This window comes from Caldalkalibacillus salinus, assembly GCF_016745835.1.
GTDB classification, from domain to species: domain Bacteria; phylum Bacillota; class Bacilli; order Caldalkalibacillales; family JCM-10596; genus Caldalkalibacillus_A; species Caldalkalibacillus_A salinus.
Map to the genome: position 1 here is coordinate 40604 of NZ_JAERVL010000015.1, position 25233 is coordinate 65836.

The 25233-nt window shown below is 44.0% G+C and carries 22 protein-coding genes, 1 other RNA gene and 1 other annotated feature; of the genes, 4 read left to right on the top strand and 19 right to left on the bottom strand.

Annotated elements, in window-relative coordinates:
• From JKM87_RS09760 to JKM87_RS09780, 5 genes are all read right to left on the bottom strand, one after another.
• Positions 1-675, bottom strand: a complete 675-nt coding sequence (locus JKM87_RS09760; RefSeq protein ID WP_202080169.1) for a tetratricopeptide repeat protein — start codon at positions 673-675, stop codon at positions 1-3.
• An 86-nt stretch (positions 676-761) separates the two neighbouring features.
• Positions 762-1901 (bottom strand): tRNA 2-thiouridine(34) synthase MnmA, encoded by a 1140-nt coding sequence (gene mnmA / locus JKM87_RS09765; protein ID WP_202080170.1) that lies wholly within the window; start codon positions 1899-1901, stop codon positions 762-764.
• Complete coding sequence (locus JKM87_RS09770; protein WP_202080171.1) at positions 1898-3067, bottom strand: cysteine desulfurase family protein; 1170 nt, start codon at positions 3065-3067, stop codon at positions 1898-1900. The genes mnmA and JKM87_RS09770 overlap by 4 nt, the downstream gene beginning before the upstream one ends.
• Before the next feature lie 25 nt (positions 3068-3092).
• Entirely contained in the window at positions 3093-3512 is a 420-nt protein-coding gene (cymR, locus tag JKM87_RS09775; protein WP_202080172.1) for a cysteine metabolism transcriptional regulator CymR, read from the bottom strand.
• An 80-nt stretch (positions 3513-3592) separates the two neighbouring features.
• A complete protein-coding gene (locus tag JKM87_RS09780; RefSeq protein ID WP_419761855.1) occupies positions 3593-4285 on the bottom strand; it encodes a YczE/YyaS/YitT family protein in 693 nt (230 codons plus the stop codon).
• Positions 4286-4414: 129 nt separating this feature from the next.
• Here JKM87_RS09780 and JKM87_RS09785 point away from each other — a divergent pair, with 129 nt between their 5' ends.
• Positions 4415-5743 carry an AAA family ATPase gene (locus tag JKM87_RS09785; protein ID WP_202080173.1) on the top strand — a complete coding sequence of 443 codons (1329 nt, stop codon included), beginning with the start codon at positions 4415-4417 and terminating at the stop codon, positions 5741-5743.
• A gap of 30 nt (positions 5744-5773) precedes the next feature.
• Positions 5774-6397: a class I SAM-dependent methyltransferase gene (locus tag JKM87_RS09790; protein ID WP_202080174.1), complete on the top strand. Its 624-nt coding sequence runs from the start codon at positions 5774-5776 to the stop codon at positions 6395-6397.
• A 95-nt stretch (positions 6398-6492) separates the two neighbouring features.
• Here the strand turns inward: JKM87_RS09790 and ssrS are convergent.
• The 4 genes from ssrS to JKM87_RS09810 all read right to left on the bottom strand — a co-directional run bounded on the left by ssrS (position 6493) and on the right by JKM87_RS09810 (position 10456).
• Positions 6493-6671: non-coding RNA, 6S RNA (gene ssrS, locus JKM87_RS09795), on the bottom strand.
• A gap of 60 nt (positions 6672-6731) precedes the next feature.
• Positions 6732-8510: an aspartate--tRNA ligase gene (gene aspS / locus JKM87_RS09800; protein WP_202080175.1), complete on the bottom strand. Its 1779-nt coding sequence runs from the start codon at positions 8508-8510 to the stop codon at positions 6732-6734.
• Positions 8510-9787: a histidine--tRNA ligase gene (gene hisS / locus JKM87_RS09805; protein ID WP_202080176.1), complete on the bottom strand. Its 1278-nt coding sequence runs from the start codon at positions 9785-9787 to the stop codon at positions 8510-8512. Before hisS ends, aspS begins: the two co-directional genes overlap by 1 nt.
• A gap of 84 nt (positions 9788-9871) precedes the next feature.
• Positions 9872-10196 (bottom strand) — a binding site (T-box leader).
• 86 nt (positions 10197-10282) lie between these two features.
• Positions 10283-10456 carry a hypothetical protein gene (locus JKM87_RS09810; protein ID WP_202080177.1) on the bottom strand — a complete coding sequence of 58 codons (174 nt, stop codon included), beginning with the start codon at positions 10454-10456 and terminating at the stop codon, positions 10283-10285.
• 231 nt (positions 10457-10687) lie between these two features.
• On the opposite strand from JKM87_RS09810, the gene JKM87_RS09815 reads away from it, so the two are divergent.
• A complete protein-coding gene (locus JKM87_RS09815; RefSeq protein ID WP_202080178.1) occupies positions 10688-12406 on the top strand; it encodes an N-acetylmuramoyl-L-alanine amidase family protein in 1719 nt (572 codons plus the stop codon).
• Positions 12407-12530: 124 nt separating this feature from the next.
• Here the strand turns inward: JKM87_RS09815 and dtd are convergent, their stop codons facing one another.
• The 9 genes from dtd to JKM87_RS09860 all read right to left on the bottom strand — a co-directional run bounded on the left by dtd (position 12531) and on the right by JKM87_RS09860 (position 22693).
• A complete protein-coding gene (gene dtd, locus JKM87_RS09820) occupies positions 12531-12983 on the bottom strand; it encodes a D-aminoacyl-tRNA deacylase (RefSeq protein ID WP_202080179.1) in 453 nt (150 codons plus the stop codon).
• A gap of 119 nt (positions 12984-13102) precedes the next feature.
• Positions 13103-15262: a RelA/SpoT family protein gene (locus JKM87_RS09825; protein WP_202080180.1), complete on the bottom strand. Its 2160-nt coding sequence runs from the start codon at positions 15260-15262 to the stop codon at positions 13103-13105.
• 158 nt (positions 15263-15420) lie between these two features.
• Positions 15421-15936 (bottom strand): adenine phosphoribosyltransferase, encoded by a 516-nt coding sequence (locus JKM87_RS09830; protein ID WP_202080181.1) that lies wholly within the window; start codon positions 15934-15936, stop codon positions 15421-15423.
• Entirely contained in the window at positions 15926-18319 is a 2394-nt protein-coding gene (gene recJ / locus JKM87_RS09835; RefSeq protein ID WP_336885160.1) for a single-stranded-DNA-specific exonuclease RecJ, read from the bottom strand. The genes JKM87_RS09830 and recJ overlap by 11 nt, the downstream gene beginning before the upstream one ends.
• A gap of 100 nt (positions 18320-18419) precedes the next feature.
• The gene (locus tag JKM87_RS09840; protein ID WP_202080182.1) at positions 18420-19337 is read right to left on the bottom strand and encodes a cation diffusion facilitator family transporter; all 918 of its coding nucleotides are present in this window, start codon (positions 19335-19337) and stop codon (positions 18420-18422) included.
• Between the two features lie 196 nt (positions 19338-19533).
• Positions 19534-20466 carry a protein translocase subunit SecF gene (gene secF / locus JKM87_RS09845; RefSeq protein WP_202080183.1) on the bottom strand — a complete coding sequence of 311 codons (933 nt, stop codon included), beginning with the start codon at positions 20464-20466 and terminating at the stop codon, positions 19534-19536.
• Positions 20456-21751, bottom strand: coding sequence for a protein translocase subunit SecD (secD, locus tag JKM87_RS09850; RefSeq protein WP_202080184.1), 1296 nt, complete (start codon positions 21749-21751; stop codon positions 20456-20458). Before secD ends, secF begins: the two co-directional genes overlap by 11 nt.
• A 148-nt stretch (positions 21752-21899) precedes the next feature.
• Entirely contained in the window at positions 21900-22166 is a 267-nt protein-coding gene (locus JKM87_RS09855; protein ID WP_202080185.1) for a post-transcriptional regulator, read from the bottom strand.
• Between the two features lie 29 nt (positions 22167-22195).
• A complete protein-coding gene (locus JKM87_RS09860; protein ID WP_202080186.1) occupies positions 22196-22693 on the bottom strand; it encodes a COG2426 family protein in 498 nt (165 codons plus the stop codon).
• Between the two features lie 137 nt (positions 22694-22830).
• On the opposite strand from JKM87_RS09860, the gene spoVB reads away from it, so the two are divergent.
• A complete protein-coding gene (spoVB, locus tag JKM87_RS09865) occupies positions 22831-24414 on the top strand; it encodes a stage V sporulation protein B (protein WP_202080187.1) in 1584 nt (527 codons plus the stop codon).
• Positions 24415-24460: 46 nt separating this feature from the next.
• Here spoVB and JKM87_RS09870 read toward each other — a convergent pair whose 3' ends face one another.
• Positions 24461-25150: a DUF421 domain-containing protein gene (locus JKM87_RS09870; protein ID WP_202080188.1), complete on the bottom strand. Its 690-nt coding sequence runs from the start codon at positions 25148-25150 to the stop codon at positions 24461-24463.
• Positions 25151-25233 lie beyond the last annotated feature (83 nt).

Genomic DNA, 25233 nt, shown 5'->3' on the forward strand with positions numbered 1-25233 from the left:
TTACTCCCCTTCAATTAGCTTTTTTGCATGTAACGCCAGAACGTGGTTTGGTTGTATGTCGATCGCCTTCTGGAATTGGGCTAACGCTTTTTCCCTGTTCTCCTCATGCATATAGACCACGCCGAGGTTATAATAAGCATCCGCGTGTTCTTCCTGGTGGGCTACCACGTATTCAAAATCCTTCTTGGCGTGTTCAAGGTGCCCGATATAAGCGGAACAGAGACCTCGTTCAAAGATCGCTTCCACATCCTCTGGATTTAAATCCACCGCACGTTGAAAATATGCGAGTGACACTGATTCATGACCTTCACCTTTATTCTTGTTGGCCATCCCTAACATATAGTATAGATCTGCATCCTCTAACCCTTTGTTTTCCGCATGTTGGTACATTTCAATCGCTTCGTCCCACTTCTCTAGGTTGTAGAGTGCCGATCCCTTACCGTAGTAGGCCGTGGCCATATCCTGGTCCAACTCCACGGCTTTATCGAACCAACGTATTGATTCCTCGGCCTGCTGAGACGCTGATAATATATTCCCGATATGACAGTATGGATAAGGATTTTTTTCATCCTGTTTTATCGCTTCTAGAAAATATTCGATCGCTTTTTCAACATTGCCTTCATTTAATTCTTCAATCCCTTGTGCATTCAGTGTTTCCGCTTTTTGTTCGTTCATTGCATTCCGCCCCCTTCTGTTATGGTTAGTATATCATGAAAAAAAGCCTGTGAGGAATCACAGACTTTTTGAAGATCAAGTGTCAGTCACGTTGTTAGGGCAGCATCGTTTGTATCTTTAGACAGTTTGACAGTACGGTCAATCGTCGCACCACCTAGACATACATCACCTTGGTAAAACACAACTGATTGTCCGGGCGTAACGGCCCGTTGTTGTTCATGAAAAATGATTTCTAAATCTTGATCATTTATCAGTTTCACCGTGACTTCTTGGTCAGGTTGTCTATAGCGGAACTTGGCTGTGCAGGTAAATGACTCGCTAGGGCACTGACCGTCTATCCAGTTCACCTTGGTGGCGTACAGTTTGTCGGAGTAAAGGTACGGATTCTCAAATCCTTGTTCAACAATCAACACGTTACGCTCTAAATCTTTGTCCACAACAAACCATGGCTCACCTGATCCACCAATGCCAAGCCCTTGTCTTTGTCCAAGCGTGTAGTACATCAATCCGTCATGCTTTCCTTTTTCTTCTCCTTCTGGAGTTTCCATTACACCCGGTTTAGCAGGTAAATAGTTCTGAAGGAATTCTTTGAAGTCACGTTCACCGATAAAGCAAATGCCTGTGCTGTCTTTTTTCTTAGCCGTGATAAGCTCAGCTTCAGCGGCCAGTGCACGCACTTCTTTCTTTTCTAGGTGACCGATAGGAAACATCACTTTGGACATTTGTTCTTGACTCAATTGGTTTAAGAAGTACGTTTGATCTTTGTTCGTGTCCACCCCTCTAATAAGAAGGGATTGCCCGTCTTTTTCCCTTACTTGGGCGTAGTGTCCTGTGGCTAAATAATCAGCGCCTAATGAAAGGGCATGGTCAAGGAAAGCCTTGAACTTAATTTCCTTATTACACATCACGTCTGGATTGGGAGTACGACCCGCTTGGTATTCCTCTAGGAAGTAAGTGAACACTTTATCCCAATACTCTTTTTCAAAGTTCACAGAGTAATACGGAATATCTAATTGATTACAGACGGCCACCACGTCGTTGTAATCTTCTGTGGCCGTACAAAAACCTGTATCATCAGTGTCGTCCCAGTTCTTCATAAAAATCCCGATCACATCGTAGCCTTCTTTTTTGAGCAGGTACGCTGCAACAGAAGAGTCCACCCCTCCTGACATACCGACAATCACACGCGTGTCGGCGGGCGCTTTGTTCCCTCTATGGAAACTCATCCTTGGTCACCTCCATTATCTGAATTGGTGTGTAGTAAACGTTGGTAGATCGCTTGGACTTGTTTGACGATCTCGTCCACGTCTGCTTCTGTATTATTAAAGCCAAAACTAAAGCGAATGGCTGATTCGACTCTGGATTCTCCCACATTCATCGCTTCTAAGACATGCGAGGGTCGTAATGAACCGGCTGAGCAAGCTGACCCACTCGAGGCGGCAATGCCAGCGATATCAAGATTCATTAGCATAGCGTCTGCTTTGACCCCGATGAAACTCACGTTCAAGATATGAGGAAGGGTGTGTTCTGAATCACCGTTCACGATAAAGCTCACATCCGCTTCCTGCAATCCCTGAATAAGACGTTCCCGTAGTTGAAACAGATGCTTTCTCTTCTCAGCAAGGGCTTCATATGAAACCTCTGCTGCCTTTGCTAGACCGACGATGGCTGCGATATTTTCTGTTCCGGCACGGCGATTTCTTTCCTGAGATCCACCGTAGAATATAGGTTGTAATTTTGTATTAGCCTTGACATATAAACAACCGATGCCCTTGGGCCCATTAATTTTGTGTCCAGAAATGGATAACAGGTCAACGCCAAGGGTCTTAACGTTGACTTCCTCAATCCCGAACGCTTGCACCGCATCCGTGTGAAAAACAATATCCCGTTCCTGGAGCATGTCGCCGATTTCAGCTAACGGTTGTAAGGTCCCCACTTCATTGTTGCCATACATCATAGAGACTAAGATGGTGTCGTCTCTAAGGTGTTTCTCAAGGATGTCTCTAGTGACACGCCCCTCATGGTTAACGGGAAGGTAGGTGACCTCAAAGCCCATCTCTTCAAGCTGTTCACAAGCGTATAGCACGGCATGATGTTCCACCTGCGTTGTGATCACGTGACGTCCTTTTGATTTGTGAGCATTGGCAATGCCAAACAACGCCATGTTATCTGCTTCCGTTCCACCACTTGTAAAGACGAGCTCACTTGGTTTCGCGCCAAGATGATTCGCGAGTGACCTTCTTGCTTCATCCAATGCGGCTCGTGTTTCCCGACCAAACTGGTGGATACTTGATGGGTTACCAAAATCGTTTTTAAGATAGGGCAGCATTGCGTCTAAAACATCGTCATGCATAGGTGTTGTTGCCGCATGATCAACATATATACGTGTCATGATAGCCATCTCCTAATTGTCATCATTAGATATAAAACATATATGATTCCTCTGAACCTTCATCTTGATAATGTATAAGGTTCTCTAACGTTGTTGAATCAAGCACCTCTGTAATACTGTCTCGAATACGAAACCAAAGATCTCGCTTAGCAGGATCCTCTTCCTGATCGAATTCAACAGGGCTAATCGGACCCTCTAAGATACGGATAATGTCCCCAGCGGTGATATCTTTCGCCTGTTTAGCTAGCATGTATCCGCCATAAGCACCTCTCACACTCTTAACGAGACCCGCGTTCCTTAGTGGAGATACCAATTGCTCGAGATAATGCTCTGACAAGCGATGTGTCTTAGCGATACTCTTAAGTGAGATCGGTTTTCCCCCTTGGTTTTTTGCTAATTCCATCATAATCGTTAAGCCGTAACGACCTTTCGTTGAAATCTTCATCCTAAACAACTCCTCACCATCAAAAAAGGTACATTGACCTTTATTTCCCCTGAATATATTGTAATGTATGGCTACTCGCTCTACACAGACGTTCCATGGGAATGATCGTTTTTCCCCGTAGCAACCACATCATGGTCTAGGGATTGTAACAGTTTATCGACCATTTTCTGGCAATGGGGTAAGGTGACACCTACGATCGAACCGATACCAAAACAAAACAGTAACGTTCCGATAAAAACAGGTCCACCTAATAACCAGCCAATGGCGAGTACGACAACCTCCATAGCACCACGTACATACTGTACTTTCCAGCTCGTTAATTGAGTTAAAGCTAACATAAGGCTATCCCGAGGGCCTGCTCCGCAATTCGGAGCAATATAAAGCCCAATACCATATCCCATAATCAACATACCCAACACGAGTGTGATCAACTGTATGATGATCCCTTCTGGTTCGAACCAAGCGAGTAAATACACGAATAAATCAATAAACATGCCGACAAATAACATATTCAATATGGCACCTAACTGTGGTCTTTCCTTGGTTAGCAGCGTTGTCAGCAGGATAATAAATATCCCAACAATAATAGACCAAGTTCCGATTGTCAATCCCATTTGTAAGGTTAAGCCTATATGAAGGACATCCCAAGGCGCACTTCCAAGGTCCGCTTTAATCATTAAGACGATGCCAAAGGCCATAACCATAATGCCAATCGTAAAAAAGAGCCACTTTAGTGCTACCTGCTTCAAATGTTGTTTCTCCGCTCCACTCAAAACTGTACCTTCTCTCTTTATATAGTCTACCCAAAATATACTCCGTTACATTATATCATGAACACTTTCCTTCTTGCATTCATATAGCCTCTTCGCTATCCTTGTCTATAGTTAGAAAGGATGAGCCATATGGACTTGTTTAGCTATACACAAGACAATCAACCGACCCAAGGACCACTCGCTTACCGAATGCGACCGCAGACTCTAGACGAAGTGACGGGTCAGGACCACATTCTAGGGCCAGGTAAACTGCTGAGGCGTTCGATTGAAGCAGACCAGCTGTCACCGATGATCTTTTATGGTCCACCAGGTACAGGTAAAACCACTCTAGCCAAGGTCATTGCCAACACGACAGAGTCAACCTTTGAGCAATTAAATGCTGTCACCTCTGGTGTGGCCGACATTCGGCAGGTCATTAAGGAAGCTAAAGAACGCCAAGATTTATATCAGATGAAGACGGTCTTATTTATAGATGAGATCCATCGTTTTAATAAATCACAACAGGATGCCCTCCTGCCATATGTAGAAGACGGTGTCATCATTCTCATTGGAGCCACAACGGAGAGCCCTATGTTCGAAATCAATTCTGCCCTTCTATCCCGCTCCCGTATCTTTAAGTTGGAGCCTCTCACAAATAACCATATCAAGGCCATCTTGCAGCGTGCGCTCACGGATGAAACGAGAGGGCTTGGTAGTATGAACATCCACGTGAATGATGACGCACTGGCACACCTCATACACACCGCAGACGGAGATGCCAGAAACGCCCTTAACGCTCTCGAGTTGGCGGCCTTAACAACCCCACCTGATGAGGAGGGTAGCATCAATATTACGTTAGCAGTCGCAGAAGAATCTATCCAACAAAAAGTCTTGCAGTATGATAAAGATGGCGACCAACATTACGACGTCATTTCCGCTTTTATTAAAAGTATCAGAGGGTCAGATCCTGATGCCGCATTATACTGGTTAGCACGGATGATTTATGCGGGTGAAGACCCACGTTTTATTGCCAGACGTCTCTATGTCCATGCTGCAGAAGATATCGGTATGGCAGACCCTAGAGCTTTACAGATGGCCTATGCAGCGGCCTACGCCGTCGATTTCGTGGGGATGCCTGAAGCGCGAATTCCTCTAGCCCAGGCGACCGTCTATCTGGCCACAGCACCAAAAAGCAACGCTGTCATCAAGGGGATCGATGATGCGCTTCGTTCTGTTGAAAAAGAACAATCAGGACAAGTCCCTAAACACCTGAGAGACGCACACTATAAGGGGGCAAAAGATCTTGGTCACGGCGTGGGGTACCTGTATCCTCACTCATTTGAAGGCCACTACGTGGACCAACAGTACCTGCCTGACCATCTCATAGACAAGCAGTTCTATGCGCCTTCCTCAAACGGCTATGAGCGCACGATTGCCGAAAGATTAAAATATTGGAAGCATGATGGACAGCGGTCATGACATCGTGCCTTCATAAGGAGGTCATTATTCATGCTTGAGTATACTGGGGAACGTGTCATACCTGAGATGATGAAACCAACCAATGGCATGCTACTGGAGCATATTGCTCGTTATTACTTTGCGGCGCCTTATACAAAGGGACGTGTTTTAGACTATGCTTGTGGCGTGGGGTATGGCATACATATGGTAGCGAGACTACGTCGCAAGGAAACCCATGAGCTCATAGGCATCGACATTGATGAAGACACCATCGCTTATGCCCAGAAACAGTACTATAATCCTAAGATCAATTACTTGAGACACGATGTGGTTGACCCAGACCTCCCACAGCAATTGGGGTTATTTGATACGATTCTGAGTTTCGAGACGATTGAACATGTTAGTGAAGAGGAGCAATTTATGCATAATATTAAACAGATGTTAAAACCGGGAGGGACGCTCATTCTGTCAACACCCTTTGGACAAGGAAGGGGTAAGCCGACGAATGCCCCTTACCACGTGCACCAATTGACAGAAAAAGAGTTTAAGGGATTGTTTGCTGAGGAGCAAAATGTCACTTTTTATTATCAGCGTGGCGTCACGTTTGAAAACGAGAAGCGCGAAGGTGTTCGTTACCCCATCGGTATCGTAGTATGGCAAAAAGACCCTGAATGAGTATAAGAAGAAAGACCTTTGAAGTTTAAAAAGAAACTCTAGTAATTTAGCGCTAAATTGCTTTATATAATTATACGGTTGAAGGACATAAAAAAAAGAGCCCCGACAATGCCGTGGCTCCTGAGTTTTGAACCTGCTCTCTCGCAGGTGGGTGTCCTGCTGCCAAATTCCCATGTCCACTCATTGGAGGCGTATGTTCCCTTGACAGACTCAGACTCCCTTTGTAAAGGTGTTGGCTCAAAACTTCGGTTTCCCACGTGCATCTCAGGACTCTTTATTTGTGTCATTATACTATCACACGATGTGATCATCGCGCAAGCCTATCCTTACAGCATTAGGCTTTTTTTTCTGCCTTCTTTTTAATTTGTAAATGCAACTCGTCTAACTGTGCTTCATCCACTTCAGACGGTGCTTGGGTTAACAGGTCTGTTGCACTAGCCGTCTTAGGAAAGGCAATCGTTTCGCGAAGGTTCGTTCTTCCCGCTAATAACATCACGATGCGGTCAAATCCAAAGGCAATGCCCCCGTGTGGCGGCGTCCCATATTCAAACGCCTCAAGTAAGAAACCGAATTTTTCATTTGCCTCTTCTTGAGTGAAACCTAATGTTTCAAACATTTTCTCTTGTACATCACGTTGATAGATACGCATACTTCCGCCGGCAACCTCATATCCGTTCAGTACAAGGTCGTACGCTTTAGCCCGCATCTGTGCTGGGTCTGATTCAAATAAGTGCAAGTCTTCCTCACGCGGCATGGTGAAAGGATGGTGAAGCGCGACGTAGCGGTCTTCTTCCTCGTCATACTCCACGAGTGGGAAGTCTGTGACCCACAAGAAATTAAACTTAGTCTCATCGATCAAATCTAACGCTTGACCCAGTTTCGACCTTAAGGCACCGAGGGCGTCTGCCACGACGGCCGGTTTATCTGCGACGAATAGGAGTAAGTCACCATCTTCCGCTTCTAAAACATCCTTCAAGCCTTCAACTTCTGCTTCAGAAAAGAATTTGGCAATCGGACCTTTCACTTCTCCTTCTTTTAGGGCGAGCCAAGCGAGGCCTTTTGCACCGTACCTAGCCACATACTCACCAAGTTGATCAATGTCCTTACGACTATAATGACCGCAACCTTTGGCATTGATCGCTTTCACTTGTCCCCCGTTTTCGACGGTGTTACGGAACACCTTGAAGTCGCTCCGCTCGACGATAGAGGAGACATCTTTTAATTCCATACCGAAGCGTGTGTCTGGTTTGTCAGAACCATAGCGATCCATTGCCTCCTGGTACGTTAAGCGGGGCAAAGGTAAGGGAAGATCGACGCCAATCGTGTCTTTGAGCATGCGTTGCATCAGTTCTTCAATCATGGCGTGTAGTTCATCCATCTCAAGGAAGGAGGTTTCTATATCGACTTGAGTGAACTCAGGCTGACGATCGGCACGTAAGTCTTCATCTCTAAAACATTTGACGATTTGGAAGTAACGTTCAAAGCCTGAAACCATCAATAGCTGTTTAAATAACTGTGGCGATTGTGGTAAAGCGAAAAACTCACCTTCGTGAACGCGACTTGGCACGAGATAGTCCCTTGCGCCCTCAGGTGTACTTTTCGTTAAAATAGGCGTTTCAACCTCTAAGAACCCTCGCTCATCGAGGAAGTCGCGGAATAGTTTCGCCGTTTTATGCCTCAGTCTAAATGTTTCTTGCATCTCGGGTCTTCTAAGATCTAGATAACGGTATCGCAGACGAATGGATTCATCGACATCGACCTGATCTTGGATGAGGAAAGGAGGATTCTTCGCCTCGTTAATGATGTCAACATCTAATACCTGTACCTCTACCTCACCCGTGGCGATTTTATCATTGACTGTCCCTTCGGCGCGTTCAACAACACGACCACGAACACCTAGTAGATACTCACTTCTCACCTTTTCAGCCGTCTGATGTGCGGCTTCTTGGTTCGGGTCAAAAACAATCTGAACAACCCCGCTTCGATCTCTTAAATCGATAAAGATGAGTCCACCTAAGTCTCTCCGTTTCTGAACCCAGCCTTTTAACTCTACTTCTTGACCAATATGTTCTCTCCGCATGCTGCCGCAAGTATGTGTACGACCAACGCCCATTATTGTTCCTCCTTATCCACTTCTGTTTTGATCTTTTCTATGGCTTCTTTTTCGTTTAATTCCATCTGCTCACCCGTTGTCATATCTTTTAGTACCACAACGTTGTTTTCCAATTCTTGTTCACCTAAAATGGCGACGAATCTAGCGCCTAGTCTATCCGCCGATTTCATTTGAGGCTTCATTTTACGCCCTAGATAATCTTGATCCACACGAATGCCTGACGCTCGCCAATCCTGAGTGAGTTGGACCGCTTTTTTCTTAGCATTTTCACCTAACGCAACGATGTAGCAATCAATGTGGCGCTTGATTGGTAATGAGATGTTTTGTGTCTGTAATGCTAGAACGAGGCGCTCAATACTGAGGGCAAACCCAATCCCTGGCATGTCCTGATTACCTATCTCTTCGACTAATCCATTATAGCGTCCGCCACCACATACGGTACCAATGGCTCCGATACCATCAACCATGATTTCAAAAGCCGTTTGCGTATAATAGTCCAGGCCACGCACGAGATTGGCGTTAACGTGATAGGTGATTCCCATTTGATCTAGATACGCTTGAAGCTGATCAAAATGCGGCTGACAGTCATCACATAAAAACTCTAATATTGAAGGCGCACCTGCAGTCAATTCTTGGGTTACTGGATGTTTGCTATCTAGTACTCGTAACGGATTACGTTCCAATCGAGAGCGATCCTCTTCAGGCAGTTGGTCTTGTACGCCTTTCAAATGTGAAATAAGCGCTTCTCTGTGCCTAGGTCGACACGTTTGACAGCCTACGCTATTAATTTCCAAACGTAGATCTTTGATCCCAAGTTCAGTATAAATCTGCATGGCCAGCGCGATTGTTTCCGCATCGATACTTGGATCGTTCGCCCCGATGGCTTCCACCCCGAACTGGGTGAATTGTCTCATACGTCCGGCTTGTGGACGTTCATAACGGAACATAGGACCGATGTAAAATAACTTAGTCGGTTGTTGAGGCTGACCGTACATCTTACTCTCTACATAAGATCTGACGACGGACGCAGTCCCCTCAGGTCTTAGCGTGATGCTCCGGTCCCCTTTGTCTTGAAACGTGTACATCTCTTTTTCAACGATATCAGTCGTTTCACCGACCCCTCGTTGGAACAACTCTGTATGTTCAAAAATGGGGGTCCGTATTTCGGCATAGTTATACCGACGACAAAGATCATTGATCTTCTCTTCGATATACTGCCATATTTCTACTTCACCAGGTAAAACGTCTGCGGTTCCTCGTGGAATTTTAAAAGCCATGGTTTCCCTCCTAATACGCTTTTCTCTACACTTACGCCTGTATATGTCTGACTAATAAAAAAACTCCCGTCTCTGACTATGATAGTCAGGGACGAGAGTTATTTACCCGTGGTACCACCCTTATTGGTAAGAGCCTTCTTACCCTCTTGTTCTTTAACGCAGAATGACGCCAATCATTTACTAATGGTGTTGAGATCTTATTATGTATGGTTCCCCGATTAACAGGGACTGAAGATCAGTTAAGCCCTGTTGCTCAGTTATCTATCATACCGGTCATGAACACCACGTTCAATAATGGTCCTCTAGGGTGTCTTTCCATAAGATCGTATATAGAGAAGCACTTGCAGCCTATGGTGCCTCATCTCTGTCTATGCCATATCTTATGTACTCTCCCTGTCATAGGATCAATTGCATGTGTTAAGTTATACCTTCGGATTATCATTTATAAGCTGTTAGTTGTATTATATCATACTGACTCACTATCATGGTGTCAAGTTATTTATGTAAATTTTTCTTTGCAACGGTTGACAGTCCCGTAAGCGGGTCTGTCTCTCTTGGTACATGTGTTTCACGAGTAGACGTTTCCTGTTCTACGCGGTTATAAAAATCAACATGATATAGATTTGCAATGGTTGTCTGCTTCATCATATCCTTTTTTCCTACGCGCAATACAATCCCCTCTTCTTTGCCCTACATTTGATGGCCGATTTCATAGCTAAGTTATTGATGTTTCGCCGTTAGATCGTCATCAGATGGTATCATTAACTTTATCTCCATTTTGCCCACTTTTTTTATGTTTCTTTCATCCCAATTCAGTCATTTAGCAGGAAAATCGGGCTAAGGCGAAGAATAATATCGTGATAAAACCAAGACTAGGCTGAGAGGAAGGATTGAGTTAGTATGGATGTGGTCAAAATAAAACACCCGTCTCTGCTGAGTGCATTATTCATTTGTTTGCTCTGTATACTATTTCCATCATCTGCACTCGCCATGGGTGACGTTACGGTAGAGGCGAATTCGCTGAACGTACGATCTGGTCCGGGACTGGAACACGATGTGATTGAAGGTATTCAAAAAGGAGAGACCTTCGGAGTCACTGACGAAAGTGATCAATGGTATGAAATTAAACTAGGCGATGGGCAAACGGGTTGGGTGGCCGGGTGGCTCGTTCAATTTACCGCATCCTCGGGTGAAATTGAACAAGTAGAGGCTGCCGTTAATCCACTTAATGTGCGTTCGGGCCCAGGCACATCTTTCTCAATTAAAACACAGATCCACCCCGAACAAACCTTTCCCTTTGTGCAGGAGCAAGGAGAATGGGTACAGATCAAGCTTAATGATGATGATACGGGCTGGGTCGCTAAATGGCTGGTTCACCGACATCAAGCAGAAGCGGATCAAGCCACAACGGTTAAAAGAACAGCTACGATTAAAGCCACAACCCTAAATGTACGAGCCCAACCCAGTACCTCGGCTAACATTATCGGGACATTGAATCAAGGCAGTGAAATTGAAGTATTAGGCGCTAATGATGGTTGGTATAAAATCATTTATCAGAATCAAGAAGCTTGGGTGGCTGGGGATTATGTTGCGGAAGAATCGGAGAATGACCAAGCATCATCCGCAAGTGGAAGGGACTCCACACGCGTCGAGGTAGAGACCAGCATACTCAATGTGAGATCAAACGGATCTCTTGAAGCTGCCATTATCGATCAATTATCACAAGGGACTATCGTGGAAGTCATAGATGAACAAAATGAATGGTATCACGTTCAGTATGATGAACATAAGGGTTGGATTGCAAAATGGTTGACGAGTCAAGTCAGTGATCAGGTGTCGAACCAGCCTAAGGTGACCATCCTCAACCATGGCACAAACTTAAGAGAAGGACCTAGCACTGATCATAAAGTGGTTGGGCGCGCGAACCAAGGGGACGAATTTGCCGTCTTAGAAACGAAGGGTGATTGGTTCCAAATTCTATTATCAGACGGATCAAAAGCGTATGTAGCAGGATGGATTGTTTCAGCCAAAGGGATAGATAATATTGAACGCGAAGGTATTGACCAATATTTAAAAGGTAAAAACATTGTGATCGACCCGGGACACGGAGGTAGAGATGTTGGGGCCGAAGGAAGTTATTTCAATACTCTTGAAAAAGTGATCAACCTTGATGTATCTCAACTGTTAAAAGAAAAATTCAAGGCGGCTGGGTCAGAAGTGAAGATGACACGTGCTTCCGACCGTTTTATCACCTTGCAACAGCGTGTAGATGCCAGTATCAATGATAAGGCAGATGTATTTTTAAGTATTCATCATAACACGAACAGTGATTCCCGCATTAATGGCTCAATTACTTATTTTCACTCTAAAGCTGATCGTCAACTTGCTAATTACGTACAAAGGGAACTCGTTAAAAATAACGGCCTAAATGACCTTAAGGCACGTCAAGGTAACTTTTTTGTATTACGTGAAAATCCAAGGCCCTCGGTCTTAGTAGAGATCGGCTTTTTGAGCAATCGACAAGACGAAATGAAGATTAGACAAAGTCGCTTCCAAGAGCAATCAGCAAACGGTATTTTCTATGGCATAGCCGAATACTTCAAAGACCAAGATTCATAGTGAGTTATCGTCTCGCTTCGTTTATGGACACACATGAGCGATGAAAATGGGAATAAAAACGAGTAGCGTCGAGTAGCGTCATGAAAAAAAGCAAAGCTAGCCAAAAGGCTAGCTTTTTGTTTATCTAAGACTTCCTATCTTGGCTTTCTAAAATCAGGGTGACGGGTCCATGGTTCTGTAGGTCGACGTCCATCATATGACCAAACTTCCCTGTCTCTACGGGAATCCCTTTATCTCTTAACATCTGATTAAACGCTTCGTACAGCGTGTTTGCCTGATCCGGTTTGGCCGCCTGCATAAAATTAGGTCTTCTTCCCTTTCGACAGTCACCGTAAAGCGTGAATTGAGAAATGGACAGCACCTGCCCGCCGACATCCAGTAAGGAGAGATTCATTTTCCCTTCCGGATCTTCAAACACACGTAGATTTGGGATTTTGTCTGCAAGATACTGTGCATCCTCCTCAGTATCTTCATGTTGTACTCCCACTAAGAGCACAAATCCATGCTCGATTTGACCTGTTACTTCTCCTTCAACCGTCACTTTTGCCTCTTTGCTGCGTTGAACAACCACTTTCAACAATACTCACCTCTATCTCTTTGCAGTCACTTGTATATCTCATTTAACATCTATCGTAATGTCCCGCTCGCAGTATCTCGGGTTACTCGTGCGACGTTTGCCCTACTAAATGCCTCACGTTATTGCATAATACGCTGGACTGAGAAGATATCTTGAATTCTCTTAATCCGTTCAACCACTTTATGCAAGTGATCGACATTGTGGATGGAAACAGTCATTGAGATATGCGCCAACTTATGCTTATCCGCTCTCCCTGAGACCGCGAGTATATTGGTTTTGGTTTCTGTCACCGCTTGTAACACTTCGTTTAGTAGTCCTTTACGATCCATACCTGATATCTCAATATCCACACTATAGTTCTGATCTGTGCTACCTTCCCACTCTACAGGTAAGATACGACTCTCAGCTTCTTCATTTTGGATATTAAGACATGTGGCCCGGTGTACAGAGACCCCTCTACCTCTCGTGACAAAACCGACAATCTCATCACCAGGAACAGGGTTACAACATTTAGAAAAGCGCACTAATAGGTTGTCTACTCCCTTCACACGCACACCGTAGTCGAGCTTTTTACGTTTCGTTGTAGGCTTTACTTCCGGGATCTGTATAGGCTCTTCCTCTTGCTTTTCTTTACGTACATGATCCGTTAGTCGCGTTGTGATTTGAGCGGCCGTAATGCCCCCATAGCCAACAGCAGCAAACATGTCCTCTTGGCCCGCAAAGTTAAATTTCTTGGATACGCGTTGAATGTTCTCATCTGTGAGTACTTTTTTAATATCGTAGCCATGTTTTCGTATTTCGGCTTCAATCATTTCACGGCCTTTTTCGATACTTTCTTCACGCTTCTCCTTCTTGAAGAACTGTTTGATTTTACTTTTGGCATGTGAAGACTTGGCAATCTTAAGCCAATCACGACTCGGCCCATAGCTGTGCTTAGAAGTGAGTACCTCGACGATATCACCCGTTTTTAGCACATAATCGAGTGTCACCATACGTCCGTTCACTTTGGCGCCAACACAACGGTTCCCCACCTCTGTGTGAATACGATAAGCAAAATCGATCGGAACGGAACCGGCTGGCAATTCAAAAACGTCCCCTTTGGGCGTGAAGACGAAAACCAAGTCGGAGAACAGATCCAGCTTCAGAGATTCCATAAACTCTTGGGCATCTTGAGCATCCTGTTGTGACTCTAGAATCTCTCTGAACCATGTGAGTTTATCTTCAAATGTTGTTTCTGACCCCGTCAGGTCCTTGTGTTCCTTGTAGGCCCAGTGTGCGGCAATCCCATACTCCGCGGTTCGATGCATCTCTTCAGTACGGATTTGGACTTCAAGCGGCTCGCCTTTGTTAATCACAGTGGTGTGTAGGGATTGATACATATTAGGCTTAGGCATGGCGATATAGTCCTTGAATCTGCCCGGCATCGGTTTCCAACACGTATGGATAATACCAAGGACAGCATAACAGTCTCTTATATCCTTAACGACAATACGTAAAGCCATGAGGTCATAGATCTCATCAAAGCTTTTCTTTTGATACTGCATTTTGCGATAAATGCTGTATAAATGTTTTGGCCGACCCGAAATGGTCGCTTCTATCCCGTGTTCTTCTATCTTTTCCCGGATCATTTCGCGCACATGACTGATATACTCTTCCCGCTCCGCTCTCTTTTGTTTCATAAGCTGTACAATACGATAGTACTGTTGAGGGTTAAGGAAACGCAGAGAAATGTCTTCTAACTCCCACTTGATCGTTGATATCCCTAACCGATGAGCTAACGGCGCGAAGATCTCTAACGTTTCTTCCGCTTTTTTGCGCTGTTTTTCTTTCGTTTGAAATTTCAACGTCCGCATATTGTGGAGCCTGTCTGCGAGCTTAATTAATATCACACGCAAGTCCTTTGCCATGGCGACAAACATTTTTCGATGATTTTCTGCTTGTTGCTCTTCATGAGACTTGTATTTAATCTTCTTTAACTTGGTCACGCCCTCCACAAGCAACGTGATCTCTTCACCAAATGAGTCCTCCATCTGTTCAGCGCTGACGTTCGTGTCTTCAATCACGTCATGTAAAAAGGCCGCAGCGACTGTGACTGCGTCCATTTGTAAGTTGACTAATATACCAGCGACTTCCACTGGGTGGTGAATATAAGGCTCTCCCGATCTCCTGTACTGTCCCTCATGTGCTTCCGCAGCAAACTGATAAGATCGTTGTATAAGATCAACATCCGTAGATGGTAAATACGTTTTTACTTGTTCAATTAATGCTTCAATTGTCATGACATCACCTTTGCCCTTAGGCTCATACTTTAACCACTATTATTATCTAAATAGAACGAGTTGTAAAGTTATGTTATGCTGGGAAGCTTTTCCGTTCACTTTAGGCCTAAACAAAAAAGGGCCATTGAGAAATATCAATAGCCCATGTTTAATTGTCACTAATACTGCATCAGAGTATGAACAGGGTACTGAGACCCTATTTTTTCTCGTCCGTCTAAATAAGTTAATTCAATTAAAAAGACACAGCCTACGACTATCCCACCTAGCTGCTCAATTAAGTTAATCGTGGTCGAAATCGTACCACCTGTGGCGAGCAAATCATCTGCGATCAGAACTTTTTGCCCTGGTTGAATCGCGTCCTTGTGCATCGCTAAGGCATCCTTGCCGTACTCTAAATCATACTCGCTTTCGATTGTTTCGCCTGGTAGCTTACCAGATTTGCGAACCGGTACAAAACCTTTTTCCAAGTGGAAAGCGATAGGGGCGCCTATCACAAACCCTCTAGCCTCAGGACCCACGATAACATCGATATCTGTGTCCTGCACATGGCTTGCAAGCTGTGTAATCGCTTCCTTGTACGCATGACCATCCTGCATTAATGTCGTAATGTCCTTAAAACGAATCCCTTCTTTTGGAAAATTCTCAATAACACGTATCTTAGACTTAAAATCCATGTGGTAAAGCCTCCTCTTTCTTCTCCTTCGGCTTTAGGAGCTCTTCTATAGATAAAATCAGGTCTTGAAATGATGAATATATAAATGCCTGTTCTAGCCGAACGTCTTCTTGCTTTTGTTTGTATATGGACGACGTTTCTAATTCCTTTTTTACCGGTTTTGCTACAAGGCTAATCTGTCCATTACTCATTGTAGCAAATCCCAGCTCTAAAAACACGTCAGTCATAAATTTAATGCTTTCCAACGTCCAACCTTTATGTTTGGCCAGCTTTTCTCCTAAACGATCTATGTCAAAGGGCCCCTGTTGTTGTAAGAAAGCAAAGTACCATTTAAAATGATCGCGGCTAGGTAGAGTTGAAAAGAAGTGATTCTCTTGATGATAAAAACACATATATAGTCTTGTAGCAGCGGATAAGTCCTGACATACTTTCTGTAATTGGTCTTTAGAATAAGGAAGATCAAAAAAGATTATCGTATCGTATGTATGATCAGACTCTTCTAAAGTATTCTCTCTTTCACCTTCTTTATTATAGCGTAGAATGTGAAAAGATGCTTCATCTAAAAACGAGAAATCAAATGTCGTCGGACGAAACACGCAAACGGCCACTTTGTGGTCAAAATAGACATGGGTATGATTTTTCTCTAAGGAGGACGGTGCTCTCCAGTCGAAATATTGCCTTGCAGTTACCCTTAGGTCCTTCAATTGTATCTGAGGTTTGCGACGCCCGTTCCATTCATTAATATCAACTTGTCCCACGATATCTATGTGTGCTGTTGGACTGACCTGATGTACGGCTTCTCCTAAATAGAATCCGATGCCTTCTAATTCAATATCTGTGTCTTCCTGTGTGAATTTACACTTCAAATGGTTTTGGTGCGCTCCTACTGGTCTGAATTCTTTTATTTGAAGCGTTTCTAGCAGGACGTGTGGGCGTGGATGTTCAACACCAAAGGGCGCTAATTGGTTGAGCTCTTCTATAGCCTCTAAGGTAATCTCCTCAACAGTACAAGACAGATCAATGGAAGTGATAGGTATATAATCTTCTTCCGTCAACCATTGTTCTGCTAGTTGGTCTAGTCTTGTTCTGAGATCATCGACATGTTCAGCCTCAAGCGTCATGCCTGCAGCCATGGGATGTCCACCAAAGTGTGGTAATATATCCACACATTGTCGGAGGGCCTGATACATATCAAATCCGTGTATGCTTCTGGCAGAGCCTTTGGCTAACCCTTTCTCTCTGTCTATTGAAAGCACGATGGTGGGCACATAGTAGCGCTCCACGAGTTTGGAGGCTACGATACCGATCACCCCAACGTTCCAATCTTCTTCAGCAACAACCAATACCTTCGGTTTAGACGTCGTATATCGATCCTCTACCCAGGCAATAGCTTCTTTGGTCATTTGTTCAACGAGTTTCTGCCGCTGTGCATTCAATTGATCTATTTCGGCTGCTAATAGCTCCGCTTCCTCTGGCGTTGAGGAAATAAGCAAGTCGACCGCTTGATCGGCCGTCGCTATACGCCCACTCGCATTAATTCTAGGACCTAATGTGAATCCAACGTGCTCTTCATTTAATGGCTCATCATCAATACCTGCCACTTTAATTAAAGCTTGCAGGCCAACATGTTGTGTACGATTAAGCATCTTAAGCCCATGATGCACGATCAACCTGTTTTCCCCCGTTAAAGGCACGAGGTCGGCCACGGTACCTACCGTAGCAATATCGAGTAAATCTCTAGGCATGTCTCCTAATAAGGCGTGGGCTAGCTTTAATGTCACCCCAGCTCCTGCCAAGTAAGGATAAGGGTACTGACAGCCTGGTTTCTTAGGATTAATAACGGCTGTGCACTGCGGTAACTCTGGAGGCGGTTCATGATGATCTGTAATGACAAAATCTAGTCCTAAGGTCTCAACGCCGTATGCGACAACCTCCTTGGAAGAGATGCCTGTATCCACTGTAATAATGAGCTGTACGCCCTCTTCCTTGGCTAAATCAAGCGCTTTCTTATTGAGACCGTAACCTTCTGTAAAACGATTCGGTATGTAATAATCGAATTGGGCATCTAGGCGATTTAACACGTGATACAGCAAACTTGTACTACTCACGCCGTCGCAATCGTAATCACCATAGATACGAATAAACTCATGATTCTGTATGGCTTGTATGATTCTATCTGTCGCTGCCCTCATGTCATCGAGCAAGAAAGGATCATGGAACGACTGTTGTTCTAACTCTAGCATCTCGCGTGCTGTCTTCTCATCCCAACCTCGGGCGATGATCATTTTCGCTACTAGAGAGGATACGCCTAGCGTGTCCTGCCAGTATTGTATCTTGTCTTCTTCTACAGGAGTTATGTCCCATCTCGTTTTTGCATTTAACACCAAAAATCACTCCCAACTTTATCATTATACTTGATAGCGTTCAGGAGTGACAATCTTACTTTGGATATTCCTCTATTTGTCATATCTGATCAATCTCTTCTTAAGCACCGTTGACACCTGACGGATTGACATGAATAAGAACATTATAGACGTGATCATGCTTTTCCATCAACGTCGCTTTGACATTCTTGCCTATGGTGTGTCCTTCTTCTACTGTAAGGGTGGGGTCCACAGCGATTTTAACATCCACGATCACATAGTGACCGTGCTCACGGGCAAATAATTCATCAACGTATTCCACCCCCGCAACCTGCTGAGCTGTGTGTAGTAATTCTTCAGCGTCTTCCTTATGCAAAACATGGTCTAAAGTATTATGTATGGACTCTTTTCCGAGCTTCCAAGCCATGGTCATCACGAGAATAGACACAACGACCCCTGCTATAGGATCTAAATAAACCATCCACGGGATCCCGATATAGCCACCTAACACAGCGCCCCCTATCCCGATTAATGCTGCAAAAGAGGAGTACACGTCTGAACGGTGTTCCCATGCGTTCACAATCAGGGCATCGCTTTTAATTTTTTTACCTAAACGATATTTATACTGAAACATCGCTTCTTTAAGAATAATGGATAACAAAGCGACATAAATAGCGATTTGACTCGGGCTGGTTGTCAGTGGCTCAAATAACATCTGTACAGAACCATAGGCCATCTGTACACCGACAACAAATAAAATCACAGCCACAACGATGGCAGCGATAGACTCCGCCTTTCCATGGCCATAAGGGTGATCATCATCAGGAGGTAATTTGGCTGCTCGAAGTCCGACAAGTACAGCTAAGGAGCCTACCACATCGGAAGCGGAGTGAACAGCGTCAGCGACTAATGCACGACTGTTGCCAATCGTACCGACTATCATTTTTATGACAGCAAGTGCGATGTTCCCTATGATACCGACCCATGCTGCAATTTCGCCTTGCTTAAATCGCTTTGAGTGGTGATCGGTCTGTTTCATAATAACCTCCTGTCTTATATATATCGTGTAAAAGGACCTCAATTAATATTCATTGCCCAATTGTATCGTCTTTAGCCTGTAGCTTTGACTTTAATATGACTAGTCTTATTAAGTTGTTATGATGTTTATACGTATGTAACATACTTAAATGATGATGATGATATAAAAACCGTGAGCAAAGGGCTCACGGTTCATTTTAATTTTCTTTTTGTGGTTGGAACGTACGTGCTCTCACTTCACGTGCTTTCCATGTCACCCATACTTGTGCAGCAATAAAGATAGAGGAGTAAGCCCCTGCTAGTAAGCCGACTAAAAGCGCGAAAGAGAAGTTACGAATACTTTCTCCACCGAACAAATATAGGGTTAAAGCTGCAAAAACCACAGTGAGGGACGTATTAATGGAACGCGCCAAAGTGTCCACAAGACTTTTATTCGTGACAGCGTACAAATCGTCCACTGTTTTAATCTTAGCAAACTTGAGATTCTCTCGAATACGGTCAAAAATAACGATCGTATCATTGATCGAATACCCTACGATCGTGAGTACCGCTGCAATGAAGGTCAGGTCAACCTCTAGACGCAGGATTGAGAATAAGGCAATGACAATGAATGCGTCATGGAGTAAAGCAATGATTGCACATAAGGCGAACCTGTACTCAAAGCGGATGGAGACATAGATAATAACCCCAATAGAGGCGATGATCACAGACCACATCGCTTGTTTTGCTAACTCCTGCGCAATAACAGGTGAGACCGTCGCTTCATTGACATCAGTTTGTTCAATGGCATATTCTGCATTTAAGCTTTGCTTAATCCTCGACATTTGCTCTTGATCCAGTGTACCACGAAAGATCATGGATACGATCTCATTAGCATTACCTGATACCCTTGTCTCTCCGGGCTCAAGGTCAAATTCTTCTAGGAAAAAGGCTTCTAGTTCCTCTGTTGTCACATCCACATCTTCAATGAGAATTTCAACACGTGTTCCGCCTTCAAAGTCCACGCCTAGGTTCAAACCGAAAATCATGGTGAACAATAATCCTAGTGTGATAAGGAGACCAGAGATTAAAAAGTACTTTCTACGATGCTTGACGAAATCTAAACCTAACTTCTCTTGATCAAAGTTCACTGATTTCACTCTCCTTCACACCGAACAGACGTGGTTTTTTATCCAATGCTCGGCTTTTGACTAGGAGACCAAGGAGGAATCTTGATCCAAATACAGCAGTCACAACACTTAAAATAATGCTGGCAATCAGCATCACTGCGAAGCCTTGGATGGCACTACTTCCAAAGTAGAACAGCACAGACGCTGCGATAATCGTCGTGATGTTCGCGTCCATAATGGTCCCTAACGCTCGTTTGGAACCAGCTCTAAAGGAAGACATTATCGTTTTTCCATTCCTGATCTCTTCTTTAATTCTCTCATTCGTGATGATATTCGCATCAACGGCCATCCCAATTCCTAGGACCAATGCGGCAATCCCTGGTAAGGTTAAGGTCGCATCTAACCAATTAAAGACGAGTAGGATCAGGTACACATAAGCAATTAAAGTAATAGCCGCTATCACACCTGGTAACCGATAATAGACTAGCATATATAAGAGAATGAGTATGCCTCCGATCATGCCGGCATTGATGGTGTAATCCATCGCTTGCTCCCCGAGTCTAGCCCCAACACTGTTAGCGGAAAGCTCTTCTAATTGCACAGGAAGGGCACCAGCATTGAGGAGATTGGCTAACTCTTTCGCCTCTTGAAAAGAAGACATCCCTGTAATTCTACCGTTATTACTTAATGCGTTTCTCACTTCAGGTGCTGATATCAGGTTTGTCTCTTCTCCTCTCGCAAGAGCTGCCATCCCTTTTTCATAAGAATCCGTCTCAGGATCAAAATCTAACCAGATGGCTAATGGTTGTTGCAGTAACTTCCGAGTCTCTCTATACACCTTATCTGAGTTATCAAATTCTAGTATCACCTGAGGTTGATTGGCTTCATCAGGAACCGCTTGCGCTGATCCTTCCTTGATATCATCACCATCTAAAATGACCTCATCACTCGTATTTCTGAAGGTGAGGTGAGCCTCAGTAGACAGCATGCGTCTCGCTTCATCAGGGTCTTCTATCCCGGCGAGCTTGACACGAATACGGTCATCTCCTTCAATGGAAAACTCCGGTTCATTAACCCCGATCGCACTGACCCTTCGTTCCAAAGTGGCTTGGGTATGCACTAACGTTTGATTCGTAATGGTCTGGTCTTCACGCAGGGGTTCCACTTCATATAGAATTTCAAATCCCCCTTGTAAATCTAGCCCTAGTGTTATGTCATCAGCCACATCCATAACAGTCGTAGAGATAAACCCAAACGATAGAGCTACTATTAATATAAATGCAATAATTCTGCCCCATCTCGTCATGTATCCTAGTCCTCCTTTTAATGCACATAGGCTCTTTAACCTTCATCGTTATGGTTCCATATAGGTATCCAATCATGAGTGCTTATATCTTTTCATACAAATGATTCGCCATCATATGTAAGGTTGTCCATTTTGTGCAATACCTCTATTATAAAAGTTTGCTTTTTCCAATGTCAATTTCCCCTTTATACGCCTGTGTTGTAAGCCAGTTCATCAGTATAGCAGGTTTAAGGGTATAAATATCATTGACAATTTGGTGAAACATAGGCCATTCTCGTTTGTATTTAGATGTGACACAAGCCCAAATGTCGTCTGTCGTGACTGCATCGTACCCAAGCAGGTGAAGTTCTTCTGCTTTGCCTCTTAACACAGTATCCACTCTTTCACGCAAAATGTTCCACTGTTGAGCATTCATGCTTCATCACTCTCCCAATTTCCCTATGATTAACCGAATATGGAAAAACCGCCACCTACAACCACGCCCGCAATGATCACACCGATAAAAATAGCGGAAAACGCATAAACAAAACGGATTTTAAATAAACTCGCTGCGATACAAGCGGTCCATGCACCTGTCGTAGGTAGTGGGACAGCTGTAAATAAGATTAATCCTATGGCACCAAAACGTTCTATGTTTTGACTCTTCTTCATTGTCCGATGATACATCCAATCATAGAGTTTGGCATACCAACCAAAACGCAGAAGCTTCTCACTTAAAGGGCGAAATAACAACAACAACGGCACAACGGGTAACATGTTTCCTACCACCCCGTACACATACGCTTCCCAGAAAGACATGTGATAAACGCCCATGGCAATGGGGATCGCCCCCCTTAGTTCTAGTATTGGAAAACAACTTATAATCATCACAATCAACTCAGGGGGTAACGTATCTAAAGCTGTAAGTAACATCTCTGTTAAGGTATCTTTCATGTCATGCATTCCTCGGCCTCCTCCTTTTCTATCTTCAAGTTGTCCAATTTCTTGGTCATGCTTTCCCTCAGTACCTGCATATAGATGTATTACAGACAAGTCAGTCTAGAGACGAGATGCAAGGATAGAAAGAAGGGAAGCCAAACATGAGCAAGCAAACATTTATTCAAGGCGCTTTTATTCTCATTATAGCAGGACTAATCACAAAAATTCTTGGTTTTGTAAACAAAATCGTGATGGCAAGAATTCTTGGTCCTGAAGGAATCGGTCTGTATATGATGGCCGTTCCCATCCTTATCCTCGTGATTACCCTCACGAGATTAGGCCTGCCAGTGGCTATCTCCAAATTAGTCGCAGAAGCTGACGCCACAGGAGATAAAAAAAGAATTAAGCGTATACTCGTTGTTTCTCTGGCTGTTACGGGCACGCTCAGTATTTTGTTTACGATCATGACCCTTCTGGGGGCTAAGGTATTGTCTTCCATTTTCTTAACGGACCCGCGTGCTTATTATCCTTTAGTGGCCATTACGCCGATTGTACCGATTGTTGCTGTTTCTTCCGTTATCAAAGGGTATTTCCAGGGAAAACAGAATATGAAGCCCTCTGCCTATTCACAAGTGATTGAACAGATTGTGCGAATATCACTCGTAGCCTTTTTAGCGAACCTGTTGTTACCGTATGGATTGGAGTACGCTGCAGCAGGGGCGATGATCAGCGTCGTGATCGGAGAAGGGGCCGCCTTACTCTATCTCTTCACGACTTTTAAATTTCGCAATAGTAAAGGTTTTCGTGTACGACGCGGTTTTTTTGCCCAATTACAGAAAGGAAGACAAACGCTTCGTGAATTATTAAGAATTGGACTCCCGACAACTGGCAGTGGTCTGATTGGCTCTCTGTCTTGGACTTTTGAAGCGATTATCGTCGCACAAAGTCTCGCCTTAGCCGGGGTGGCGACGTCAGTGGCCACAGCGCAATATGGTCTTTTGTCCGGTTATGCCATCCCCTTGGTCATGTTACCGATGTTTATAACTTATTCGTTGTCCGTCTCTCTAGTTCCTGCCATTAGTGAGGCGGCCGCTCAACATAATGAGGCGATGATACACCGTAGAATTTATCAAGCGATTCGCATTGCTTTAATCTTTGGGGCACCGAGCACGGTGATCATGTTCGTTTTTGCAGAGCCACTCACCACCGTGGTCTATGATGCACCCGACGCAGGTAAGTTTCTAAAGATACTGGCCCCTTTCTTTCTATTGCTTTATTTCCAAGGCCCGCTTCAGGCTGTTCTACAAGGGCTTGATAAGGCCAACATCGCCATGGTCAACAGTTTAATTGGCGCCATCGTTAAAACCGTTTCTATTTTTTTTCTCGCTTCTCAACCTCAATTTGGTATTTATGGGGCCGCGATGGCTATTAACATAGGCGTTTGTTTGGTGACGTTGCTACACTTTTTCTCTATTGTGAAACTCGTGGGGTTTTCTTTTCATCTCTGGGATTTTGTCAAGGTAGGGGCGGCCATGTTTGGCATGGCTTACGCGGGAATCTATACGATGCAGCGACTCGTGGGCGTATATGGGCTTGAGCTCTTATGGGCCTTGCTGCTCACAGTTTCACTCAGCTTGCTTCTATACTTTATTTTACTTATTTTATTGAAGATGATCGGCAGACAAGACATCGCTCGTGTACCGGTCATTGGCCCGATCATAGGTCCAATGTTCCCTAAACGCTAAAAAAGCAAGATAAAAGCGTAAATACTCACTGTCCAGTATTTACGCTTCATTCCTTTCTATCATCAATATCGATGTACCAATGTCCTTTTTCATCCACACTACAAAAGGACACTTTTTTAATATTTGATGAGCCCGCTCTTTTTTTTATTTCTGATTTAAGCCAAAACAGACTTTTATTCAATTTTTTCAAGCTTTGTTCTTGTACGACACCATCTTTGACTAAGATCTCTGGGAGACTATAAGCTGAGCCTCGCATGTCGAGATCCTTTTTTGTTACCGTTTGCTCTTCTTCTATGGGTAATACCGTTAAGCGTCCTGTAGGTTCAAGGATGGCATACTCTACTTGACTCGGGGAGTGAATATTTTTCTCACGTAATTGTATTAACAAATCATCAAGACTGTAGCGTTGTTTGCGTAATTCATCCTCTTTTATTTTACCATTCCGTATCAAAATGGACGGTTTTCCATCCACAACATCCCTGATCTTCTGGGATTTAAGGGATAGATAAGCGAGCGAAACCTGGATCAGCATGAGTATGAGAATGGGCGCGATACTATATATCATCGGCACTTCAACATCTTCTAAAGAGATGACAGCAAGTTCAGCAATCATAATCGATACGACAAGGTCAAATACAGATAACTTGCCGATCTCTCTTTTGCCCATCACACGCAAGACAACAAGTATGAACAGATATAAGATAAACGTACGGAGAATAATGATCCAGAGCTCCATTTTTCTCCCTCCTATTCCTGCTTCTTATTGTCACCCACTGTCGTTATAAACATTCCGGTTATCGCTATCCAAATCTTTGTTCC